General features: G+C 64.1%; 9 protein-coding genes. 3 read left to right on the top strand and 6 right to left on the bottom strand.

Annotation, left to right across the window (positions count from 1 at the left end):
* Positions 1-38 precede the first annotated feature (38 nt).
* Positions 39-986, bottom strand: coding sequence for a LysR family transcriptional regulator (locus RA26_RS04130; RefSeq protein ID WP_241482578.1), 948 nt, complete (start codon positions 984-986; stop codon positions 39-41).
* A gap of 92 nt (positions 987-1,078) precedes the next feature.
* Between RA26_RS04130 and speB the strand changes: the two genes are divergently transcribed.
* Positions 1,079-2,044: an agmatinase gene (gene speB / locus RA26_RS04135; RefSeq protein WP_039180344.1), complete on the top strand. Its 966-nt coding sequence runs from the start codon at positions 1,079-1,081 to the stop codon at positions 2,042-2,044.
* 48 nt (positions 2,045-2,092) lie between these two features.
* Here speB and RA26_RS04140 read toward each other — a convergent pair whose 3' ends face one another.
* From RA26_RS04140 to RA26_RS04160, 5 genes are all read right to left on the bottom strand, one after another.
* Positions 2,093-2,764, bottom strand: a complete 672-nt coding sequence (locus RA26_RS04140) for a TetR/AcrR family transcriptional regulator (protein WP_039180347.1) — start codon at positions 2,762-2,764, stop codon at positions 2,093-2,095.
* Position 2,765: 1 nt separating this feature from the next.
* Positions 2,766-4,322: a trimethylamine methyltransferase family protein gene (locus tag RA26_RS04145; RefSeq protein WP_039180350.1), complete on the bottom strand. Its 1,557-nt coding sequence runs from the start codon at positions 4,320-4,322 to the stop codon at positions 2,766-2,768.
* 4 nt (positions 4,323-4,326) lie between these two features.
* Positions 4,327-6,732: a GcvT family protein gene (locus tag RA26_RS04150; RefSeq protein ID WP_039180353.1), complete on the bottom strand. Its 2,406-nt coding sequence runs from the start codon at positions 6,730-6,732 to the stop codon at positions 4,327-4,329.
* A 138-nt stretch (positions 6,733-6,870) separates the two neighbouring features.
* Positions 6,871-7,857 carry a pyridoxamine 5'-phosphate oxidase family protein gene (locus tag RA26_RS04155; protein WP_052272302.1) on the bottom strand — a complete coding sequence of 329 codons (987 nt, stop codon included), beginning with the start codon at positions 7,855-7,857 and terminating at the stop codon, positions 6,871-6,873.
* Positions 7,858-7,916: 59 nt separating this feature from the next.
* Positions 7,917-8,537 carry a glutathione S-transferase family protein gene (locus RA26_RS04160; protein WP_039180356.1) on the bottom strand — a complete coding sequence of 207 codons (621 nt, stop codon included), beginning with the start codon at positions 8,535-8,537 and terminating at the stop codon, positions 7,917-7,919.
* Positions 8,538-8,678: 141 nt separating this feature from the next.
* Here RA26_RS04160 and RA26_RS04165 point away from each other — a divergent pair, with 141 nt between their 5' ends.
* Together RA26_RS04165 and RA26_RS04170 are read left to right on the top strand one after the other, a co-directional pair.
* On the top strand, positions 8,679-9,566 hold the full coding sequence (locus tag RA26_RS04165) for a LysR family transcriptional regulator (RefSeq protein WP_039180359.1): 888 nt from the start codon (positions 8,679-8,681) through the stop codon (positions 9,564-9,566).
* Between the two features lie 327 nt (positions 9,567-9,893).
* Entirely contained in the window at positions 9,894-11,030 is a 1,137-nt protein-coding gene (locus RA26_RS04170; RefSeq protein ID WP_039180362.1) for an ABC transporter substrate-binding protein, read from the top strand.
* Positions 11,031-11,087 lie beyond the last annotated feature (57 nt).

Below are 11,087 nucleotides of genomic sequence, written 5' to 3' on the forward strand. Positions count from 1 at the left end.
AGGGGGTTTTTGTGCAGATTTCGTGCAGGGCTGCCGGGTCAGCCCGGGCCGGGTGCCGCAGGCGGGGTTTGGCAGCTGCGGCGCACATCTTCGGCGAAAAGGGAGATCGCCCGCCGGTGCATTTGGCCGCGGCGGGTGGCGAGGTGAAAAGTTGTGACCCAGCGCATTTCCGGGCCGTTCACCTCCCGCAGCCTGCCGCCGCGGACCCATGCGTCCGCAAAATGCGCGGGCAACGGGCCAAGGTACTGGCCGGTAGCGATCAGCATCGCCAGGGCTTCCATGTTGGCGGCGGAGGCCGCGGGTTCACCGGCGGCAAGACCCGCAAGCGGCAGCCGGTCATAGGACCGCTGGCAGAGGGGGTACTGCGCAATATCCTGCGGTGCGGCCTCCTGACCCTGAAGGGTGAACAACGGATGCCCGGCACCGCAATACAGCCGGTGCTCCTCCTGGCACAGGTCCTCATATTCCAGATCGGCGATCTGGTTGCGGAAGGGGGCGATGGCGACATGCAGCGCGCCGGTGATCAGCTGCTGCGTCAGCTCAGCAGGGGAGGCCACGGTAATATCAAGCTGCACGTCGTTCGGCCGCGCCCCGAAGCGCTGCAGCGCCTGTGTCAGGTTGAGGCCGGGCAGGCTGCTCACGGCGTCCGCCACACCAATGCGCAAATCGCCGGTTACGGTGCCGCGCAGCTCCATCAGCCCGGCGTCGAAGTCACGGGCGCTGCGCAGCATGCTACGGGCCCTGCGGTAGACGGTCTCGCCCCGTTCTGTCAGGCGGAAACCGCCGCGCCCGCGGTCGCACAGGCGGTAGCCCAATGATGTCTCCAGGTCGCGGATGCGGATGCTGATGGCGGATTGGGTGATGCCAAGCGCGTATTGCGCCTCGGAGAAGCCGCCGCAGTCGGCAACGGTGACAAAGGTTTCCAGCAATGCGTTGCGCAGCAGTTTCATCGGGTGCTCTGTCTTTTGCAGGTGATCGAGATACATGAAATTATTTTATGTATGGATGAGCAGCAAGATATTTTTTCATGAGAACAGCTGTGATCAACTGCGTTGAAACCTTGCAGTAGGAGACGCAAATGTCCGGACATGGATATGAGACTGGCCGCCTGAACCTGCCGTTCACTGGCATCGCGACCTTTGGCAAGAAACCCTATGTTGCGGATTGGGACTGCATTGATGCGGATGTTGCGGTCCTTGGCGCGCCCTATGATTTCGGCTGCCAGTACCGGTCCGGCGCACGGTTCGGCCCGCGGGCGGTGCGCGAGGCGTCCACCTTGTTCAGCTTTGGCCATGCCGGCGCCTATGATCACGAGGATGATGCAACCTATCTGGGGGAGGATGTGCGGATTGTCGATCTGGGGGATGCCGACATCGTCCACACCATGACCGGGGAAAGCCACGCCAATATCGAATACGGGGTGCGGAAGATCCTGCAGGCAGGCGCGTTGCCGGTGGTGATCGGCGGCGATCATTCCATCAACATCCCCTGTATACGCGCCTTTGAGGAGGACTGCGCCAGGAACGGCCCGATCCATGTGGTGCAGATCGACGCGCATCTGGACTTTGTCGATGAGCGCCATGGTGTCACCGAAGGCCACGGCAACCCGATGCGCCGCGCGATTGAGAAGGATTATGTCAGCGGCATGACCCAGCTGGGCATCCGCAATGTCTCCTCCACGGCGCGGGAAGGCTACGAGGACGCCCGCGCGCGCGGCTCCGACATCCTGTCGGTGCGGCAGGTGCGCAAGCTGGGCACCGAGGCGGTGCTGGACCGCATCCCCAAGGGTGCGCGGTATTATGTGACGATTGATATCGACGCTTTCTGCCCTTCAATCGCGCCGGGCACAGGCACGCCGAGCCATGGCGGTTTCCTTTATTACGACGTGCTGGAAATCCTGCAGGGGCTGGCGCAGCGCGGCGATGTGGCGGGCATCGACCTGGTGGAGGTCGCCCCGGCCTATGACCCCTCCGAGAGCACCCAGATCCTGGCGGCGCAGCTGTTGCTGAATTTCCTCGGCTTCATCTTTCACAGCCGGGGCTGAACCAGCCTCTGCTGCATCTTTCCGGTTGCAAAGGCCCCGGGGGGCGCCTCAGGGGTCCATCTTGCCTTCGGCAAATATCCGGGCGGCAGCTACGGCCTCCGGGTCCGGCTCAACCCCGGTGAAGCCCAGCAGGTAGCCTTCCAGCCGGGCGGTGCGGGCCTGCATCGGCTCGCGCACTTCCAGCGCGTGATAGCCGCATTGCATGAAATAGAGGATCCGGGCGCGGGCCTCTGCCTCATAGGCGGAAAAGCCGTGGCGTTCGAACATCGCCGTCACCGCGGCGAGGCGCTGCGCATCCGCCGCGTCGATCCGGTTGCGCACCTTGCCGTCGCGGCGCGACCATTCGCGGACCGCGAAGTCGAGGCTGGCGTCGAACAGGTCCGGGTCGACGAAACAGCGGAAGAAATTGCAGACCGCCCAGCTTATGTTGGTGGCGGGCATTTCGCAGTGGTCGAGGATGGGTGCGGTATTGCGCGCTTCCCAATCGTCCAGCAGCGCCTCCAGCAGGTGTTTGCGGCTTTTGAAGTACCAGTAGAAGCTGGAGCGCGAGACGCCGAGCCGTTCGCCGATTGCCAGCACCTTGACCCCGGCCACCCCTTCGCTGACCAGCAGGTCGCGGGCGACGTTCAGCCAGTCCTCCGGCGTGACCTTCACATGGCCGCTGAGGGGTTCCTTGTCGGGGTTGTCCCGGTGCAGCACCGGGGCGGCGCGTCTGGCCATGTCAGCTCTCCGGCGGGGCGCCGCCTTCTGCGGTGCGCTTAGCGATGAAGGCCTGCAGGGCCTCAGCGCGGGTTTCATCCGTCACCGGCCGGGTATCATGGGCGAGGATCTCCTTCCAGACCCGGGTGGCACGCTGGCTTGCATCCAGACTGCCGCGTTCGGTCCAGGTGCCGAAGTTGGCGTAGTCATGCACCACCGGCTGATAGAACTCCGTGCTGTAGCGGTCCATGGTTTGGGGGGCGGCAAAGAAATGCCCCTGCGGCTCCACCTGTGTCAGGGCGCTGGCGTAGCCTATTTCGTCTGTCCCGGCCTCAGCGCCTGCGCAAAGTTCGGCAATCATATTCAGCACTTCAGCATCAGTGATCAGTTTTTCATAGGAGACCGACAGACCACCCTCCAGCCAGCCGGCCGAATGGATGATCACGGTGGCGCCGGCCATCAGGCAGCCCCAGAGCCCCATCTGGTTTTCATTGGCCGCCTGCACGTCGTTGCAGTTTGAGGCCGATCCGGCGGCAGAGCGCCAGGGAAGGCCAAGGTGCCGTGCCAGCTGGCCTGCGGCCAATGACGCCTGAAAGTGCGCGGGCGTGCCAAAGGCCGGGGCGCCGGATTTCATGTCCACATTGGAGGTGAAGGTGCCGTAGCACACCGGTGCGCCGGGCTTTGTCAGCTGTGTCAGTGTCAGGGCGGCCAGCACCTCGGCATGGCTGAGGGCGATGGCGCCCGCGACGGTAATCGGCGCCATCGCCCCCATCAGGGTGAAGGGCGTGATGATCGAGACCTGGCCGTGGCGCGCAAAGTCGATGAGGCCCTGCGCCATCGGAATGTCCAGCGTGCGGGGGCTATTGGTGTTGATGATTGTGTAGCAGCGCGGCTCTGCCCGGAATTCCGCATCCGACACCCCGCGGAAGTCGCGGATCATTTCAAAGCAGTCCATCACCTGAGGCGTGCCGCGCGAGAAGATGAAGGGGAACTTGTCGGTCCGGGTCATCTGCGCCTCGGTGGTGAAGTAATGGCGCAGATGGATGGGGACGTCCTGCGGCTCCACCTGGGGGGAGATCATGTGGAAAACGTCAAAGTGATGGGTGAGCTGCAGGTATTCCAGATAGTCCCGGGCAGATCCGGGGCGGCGCCCGCGTTCCAGATCGGTGGCGTTGGGGGCACCTGCACCCGCCTGGAACACCAGGCTGCCCAGCTCCAGCGTGATATCACGCTCCCGCGCCCCGGCGCGGCAAGTGATAGTGCGGGGGGCAGTGGCCAGTGCCGCCTCCACCATGTCGCGGCCGATGTAAACCATTTCGGTGCTTTCATCGACGCGGGCGCCGCCCTTGGCGTAGATCCGGCGCGCCTCCGGCAGCAGCACCTTCATGCCCAGCTCTTCCAGCATCTTCAGCGCGGTTTCATGCATGTCCGCGATCTGATGCGCCGGGAAGACCTCCATCAGCGGGAAGGGGTTTTTCAGCTGGCGGTAGTTCGTGGTGCGCTGCGGGGCCGGGGCGGCGTCGCCCCCGCGCCCCCGCCGCCGGCGGCTGCGGGCGGCACTGTCGTTTTCGATGGTCATGGCCTTAACCTCTCATCGCTTTGCCGGAGGGGTCGTAGGGGGAAGCTGCGATTACCCGCGCGGCACGCTCCTGCCCGACAATGTGAACCGTCAGTTCCGTGCCTTCCGCAGCTGCCGCCCGGTCCACCATCGCCATGGCAAGCGACTTGCCCGTGGTGTGGCCATAGCCGCCGGAAGTGACAAATCCGACGCGGGTTTCGCCCTGCCAGACCGGTTCGTAGCCGCTGGCGTCGGCGTCCGTTGCGTCCACCTCTAATGTCACCAGGACCTGTTCCGGGCCGCCTGCGTCACGTTCCTTCAGCGCGGCGCCGCGGCCGATGAAATCCTTGTCCCAGTCGATCCAGCGGTCCATGCCGGTTTGCGCTGCAGTGTAGCCTTGGGTGAATTCCGCGCTCCAGATGCCGAAGCTTTTCTCCAGCCGCAGTGATAGCAGCGCGTTGAAACCGTATTCGCGGATGCGGAGGTCGGCGCCAGCCTCCAGCAGGGTTTCGCGCAGGGTGATGTGTTCGGCGGCGGAGCAGTGGAGCTCATAGCCCAGCTCACCGGCGACCGAGAGGCGGCCGACCTTGAGGCGCAGCATCCCAATGTCGAGTGTGGTGCAGCCCATGAAGGGCAAGTCTGCGACAGGGCCGTCGGTCAGCTTTTCCAGCACCTTGCGGCTGTTCGGGCCAGAGAGGCTGAAGCCGGTAATCGCGTCGGTCACGTCGCGCACCTCGACGCCCTCGCCCATGTGGTCCTGGAACCAGCGCATGTGCCATTCGCGCAGGTAATAGCTGCCCATGATCCACCAGGTGCCATCCCCCCAGTTGAACACGGTTAGATCGCCCTTGAGGCGGCCTTCGGGCGACAGCATCGGCGCCAGTTTGGCGCGGCCCGGCGCGGGGAGTTTGGAGGCCATCAGTCGGTCAAGCCAGGCCTCGGCCCCTGTGCCCGTGACCTCGAACCGCGAGAAGGCGGAGATATCCAGGAGGCCCACGGCCTCGCGCACTGCCTTGCATTCGTCTGCGACGATTTCAAAGGCGTTGGAGCGTTTCAGGGTCGGGGTTTCGGTGAAGTCTTCCGACCGGGCGAAATAGAGCGGGATTTCCAGCCCGTAGCTGGCGCCCCAGCGGCAGCCTGCAGCTGTCATGCCGTCGTAGGCGGGGGCCTTTTTCAGGGGGCGGCCTGCGGGCAGCTGCTCGTTCGGGTAGGTCATCACGAAGCGGCGGGTGTAGAACTGGCCGGTGGTTTCCTTGATGAAACGCTTGTTTTGGGCGTAGTCGCCGAAGCGGGCCACATCCATGCCGAACACATCCGCCTCCGGCTCGCCGTGGATCATCCATTCGGCCAGCGACTTGCCGACGCCGCCGCCCTGCAGGAAGCCCGCCATCACACCGCAAGCGCACCAGTAGCCGGTCTTGCCGCGCACCGGGCCAACCAGCGGATTGCCGTCGGGGGCAAAGGTGAAGGCGCCGTTGACCCAGGTCTTGACGCCGGTGGTTTGCAGGGCCGGGTAGCGTTCGAAGCCCAGCGTCAGTTCGCGCTCAATCCGGTCGGGGTCTTCCTGCTGCAGCTCGAACCCGTATTCCCAAGGCGCGCCTTCCATCATCCAGTGCTGGTGGTCGATCTCGTAAATACCCAGCAGGATGCCCTTCTGATCCTGCCGCATATAGGTGAAGCCTTCGAGGTCGACGGTCATCGGCACCTCGAAATCGAGCTGTTCCAGCTCCGGGATGGTGTCGGAAATCAGATAGTGGTGGTTGAGCGGTGAAACCGGCAGGTCGATCCCCGCCATCCGGCCCACCTGCTTGGCCCAGAGGCCCGCGGCATTAACCACATGTTCGGCGTGGATGGTGCCCTTTTCGGTCACCACCTGCCAGCCGCCCTCCACCTGGTGCAGCTCCAGCACCCGGTTGTGCTCGATCACCTCGGCGCCGCGTTTCTTTGCCGCTCCGGCATAGGCGTGCACGGTGCCGGTGGTGTCAACATAACCCTCGCGGTCGGCCCACATGCCGCCGAGGATGCCCTCGGTGGACATGATCGGGCAAAGCTCGCCTGCTTCCTGCGGTGTGATCAGGCGGCAGTCGTCGATGCCGATCGACTGAAACGTGCGGTAGGCCGATTGCAGCCATTCCCAGCGGTCCGGTGTGCCTGCCAGGGTCATGCCGCCGGTCATATGCATGCCGACAGACTGGCCGGATTCCTGTTCGATCTCGGACAGGAGGTCGATGGTATAGGCCTGCAAGCTGGCAATGTTGGGGTCGGCGTTCAATGCGTGAAAACCGCCTGCCGCGTGCCAGCTGGATCCTGCTGTCAGCACCGAGCGTTCGATCAGGCAGACGTCGGTCCAGCCGAATTTCGCCAGGTGGTAAAGGACGGAGGCGCCGACAACGCCGCCCCCGATGACAACGGCACGATAGTGCGACTTCATGGCCTTGCTCCCTGTCTGCCGCCTCGGGGCTGCTGGGGAGTCTCCCCGAATCCGCCCTTTTGGACATTTCTGTCCAATTCATCGCGACCCTGGACAGTCTTGTCCAGAAAAATCTGCGGGAGCTTGCCGCGGGCTGCGTTACGGACCTGGTGTTGCAGCGCGGGCCTCGGCTTCTGCCCAGGTGCCCGTGCGCAGGGTCTGCGGGGCAAACCCGCCGGGGCCGGTGCGCCAGGGCAGGGCGGACTCCAGCCACAAGCCCTTGTGCAGGGTGACCTGCCAGCCGCGTTGCGCGCCTTCAAAGCCTGCCAGCTCCGGGTGATCCTCCTCCAGCAGCTCCACCGTGCCGGTCAGCAGCAGAAGGCTGCCGCTTTCGAAGTCCGGGAAGGCCAGGCCCGCGCGCGGGTCCATCAGGAAATTTCCCAGCGTGTTGAAGTGGTTGTTGCCGCGGAAATCCGGGATGGTGAGGGTATTGCCCGCCACCCGGACAAAGCCGGGCCGCCCGCCGCGGTGCGAGACATCGACGCCTTCGCGTTCAGGGTCTGCGTCAGCGGGGATATGGCTGGCGACAAAGAAGGTGTCGGCCTGTGCGATCAGCGCGCTGTGTTCCGGCAGCAGCCCGGTAAAGGTCTGCGGGGCTGCAGGGGGCACGTCATTGGCCGGGGTCAGATCGCGCTCCTGGATAAACTGTGGGCAATTGCCAAAGGACTGGTCCACTCGCAGGGTGAAGCTTGCCGGGCTTACGGAAACTACGCGCCCGTTGAGCCGGTTGCGGCGGCGGCTGTGCAGTTCGATCCCCAGCAGCCCCAATGGTGCGCCTTCGCGGATGGCGGCTTGGACCGGATCCCCGGCCGCTCCGTTTATCGCGACCTGAAGGTGTTCCGGGTCCGGCGAGACGGCAAAGCCGGGCGGGCCGCTCAGCAGGCTGGCCCAGGGCAAGCCCTCCGCGTCCACGGCACCGGCGGCGAGGAACGGCAGTTGAGCGAAAAACTCCCGGTGCTGGTCTGGCATGAAGGGGCGGATCATCCGGCGGCCCAGGGTTTCTGCCATGTCGCGCTTGCCCGCGCGGCGCTGCATTTCCTGTTCGCCAGCGTGGAAGGGCGAGGGGCTGTCTGCGTCATGGGGCATGGGAACCTCCTGTAGCTAAAGCGGTGCGGCGGCGGCCCGCTAGACCGCCGCCAGCGGGATCAGGCGGCTAGGCCGGCCTTGGTGGCGGGCATTGGCTTGAAGCCTTTCAAGCCTTCGATATTGGCCAGTAGGGCGCGCACGTTGGGGTAAGGCTCCAGCGAGATGCCGCCCTCAGGCGCGTGGGCGATGTAGGAGTATGCGGCCACGTCGGCGATGGTGGGAGTATCCCCGACCAGGAAACTGCGGCCCTCCATATGGGCGTTGATCTTGCCCAGCACGCGGGCTGCAACGGTGGCGCAGAATTCCGCATCCAGCGGCGCATTGAAGACGTTGATCAGCCGTGCCGCGGCCGGGCCGAAGGCGATCTCGCCCGCGGCCAGGGTCAGGAATTTCTGCACCTCGGCTTCTTGCACCGGATCGGTAGGCAGCCAGGATGGTGCATATTTGCGGGCGAGGTAGACCAGGATTGCGTTGGAATCGCTGATCACTGCTTCGCCGTCTTCGATCACCGGTACCTGGCCTGCGGGGTTCAGCGCCAGGAAAGGCGGCTGTTTGTGCTCGCCGCCGGCGAGGTCGACGTTCACCACCTCATGGGCGATGCCAGTGAGGCTGGCGAACAGCTCCACCCGGTGGGCGTGGCCGGAAAGGGGGAAGCTGTGGATGCGGATCTGATGTGTCATGTCTGGGGTCCTTTGCTGCGGCAGGGGCCGCTGGTTTCTGAAGACACCCGGTAGATACACCCCGCCGTAAATGGCGATAATATTCCAATTCATGGAATGATTATGTACGCTACGTTCACAAACTAAGCAGGAGGCCCTGGGATGGACAAGCTGGACTGCATGCGCGCCTTTGCCGCGGTGGCGGCGCAAAGCTCCTTCACCTCCGGCGCCCGGCAGCTGGGGATCAGCACCAAGCTGGCCAGCAAATATGTCGCCCGGCTGGAGGAACAGCTGGGGGCGCAGCTCTTGAATCGTACCACCCGCAAAGTGACGCTGACAGATACGGGCCGCGCCTATCTGGAGCGCTGCCTGCCACTGCTGGATCAGTTCGATGAGCTGGAGGACGTGGTGCAGCTGCGCCAGCAGGAATTGGCAGGACCGATCCGCATCACCGCGCCCACTGGGTTCGGCAGCCGTGAACTGGTGGAGGCGCTGCAGACGTTCCAGCAGGCGCATCCCAAGGTTATGGTGGAGCTTGTTCTGTCCGACCGGCATCTTCCGATGCTGGAGGAGGGGGTGGATCTGGCGGTTCGGTTTGGCGCCCTGAAGGATTCGACGCTGGTTGCCCGCAAGCTGTGCAGCATGCGGCTGGTGGTGGTGGCGTCGCCGGAGTATCTGGCGGCAGAAGGCGAACCGGCAGAGCCGGAGGCGCTGGCGACCCACAACTGCCTGCTGCAGATGACATCTCCGCAACCGGACGCCTGGGCCTTTGGCAAAGGCGCTTCGCAAAGGACCGTCACCGTTGGCGGCAGCTTCCGGGCCAATTCACCCCGGGCGGTGGCGCATATGGCTGCCAGCGGTCTCGGCATTGCCCGCTGCCCGCACTACACAGTGCTGCCGTTTCTGCACGACGGCAGGCTGCAAGTGCTTTTCGAACAACAGGAAACCGATCCCACAACGCTGTTTGCCGTCTATCCTTCCAGCCGTCATCTGACAGCGCGGATCCGGGCGCTGATTGATCATCTGGCGGGTTGTTTCGGGCCCGGTTGACCGGTGCCGCCTGCACAGGGTTTGCAGTACCGTTTCATCTTTCCCGAATTACTCCGGGGAGCGCGTGGGGGTGGCTCTTCGCTCTGGCAGCGGGGACCTTTTAAAAGCAATTGCAGCAATTGGGGCAACATTATTGCCCTATTTATTTTATGCTTGAAATATATATTCAAGCCTGCGTAGGCTGATCCCGAGGGCTGGCGCAAGATCAGCCGGGGAGATGCGCGCTGCGGCGGGTCTTGGCTTCTGCCGGGGCAGCGTTAAAGTCGCAAGCATTTGATCAAGAACCCTGGTCCAAGGGCCGGGGCATATTCTGGGAGGAAAGACGTAATGAAGACCATTCGGATGCTCGCCATGGCAGCGGCGGTCCCGGCGCTGGCGGCTGCGGCCCAGGCGGATACCAAGATCGGCATGATCACCACACTGTCCGGCGGCGGCGCAGGGCTGGGTGTGGATGTGCGCGACGGCTTCATGCTGGCGATCGAACAGGACGGCCGCGAGGGTGTCGAGGTGGTGATCGAGGACGATCAGCGCAAGCCTGATGTGGCAGTGCAGATCGCAGACCGGATGATCCAGTCCGAGAAGGTGGACATCCTGACCGGCATCATCTGGTCGAACCTCGCAATGGCAGTGGTGCCCGCGGCAACAGCGCAGAACGTGTTTTACCTATCGCCGAACGCCGGCCCTTCGGCGCTGGCAGGCAAACGCTGCCATCCGAATTACTTCAACGTCGCCTGGCAGAATGACAACCTGCATGAAGCCGCGGGCGCCTATGCCAATGAGGCGGGGCTGAAAAACAGCTTCATCCTGGCACCGAACTACCCGGCGGGGCAGGACGCGCTGACCGGCTACAAGCGGATGTATCAGGGCGAGCTGGCCGGTGAGATCTACACCAAGCTGGGCCAGACCGATTATGCCGCCGAGATTGCGCAGATCCGGGCGTCCGGCGCTGACTCGGTCTATTTCTTCCTGCCCGGCGGCATGGGGATTTCCTTCCTCAAGCAATATGCGGGCAGCGGCGTGGACCTGCCGGTGGTCGGCCCGGCGTTCTCCTTCGACCAGGGTATCCTGCAGGCGGTGGGTGACGCCGCGCTGGGGGTGAAGAACACCTCGCAGTGGAACAAGGACATCGACAATGAGGCCAACGCCGAATTTGTTGCCTCCTTCCAGGCAAAATACGGCCGCTTGCCATCTCTTTATGCCAGCCAGGGGTTCGATACCGCCAACCTGATCCTGAGCGCGCTGGACAAGGCGGAGGTGTCTGACCAGGACAGCTTCCGCGCGGCGCTGAAAGCGGCGGAGTTCGCATCGGTTCGCGGTGATTTCAAGTTTGGTGACAACCATCACCCGATCCAGGACATTTATGTCCGCGAGGTGATCAAGGAAGGCGACGTCTTCACCAACAAGATCATTGCCACCGGGCTGAGCGACCATGCCGACGCCTATGCAGGCGAGTGCAAGATGTAAGACCTGACCCGGACGGGGGCGCCTGAGGCGCCTCCGCACACGGCAAGACTACCCCTT

The sequence above is a fragment of the Leisingera sp. ANG-M7 genome (assembly GCF_000813965.1).
GTDB lineage: Bacteria > Pseudomonadota > Alphaproteobacteria > Rhodobacterales > Rhodobacteraceae > Leisingera.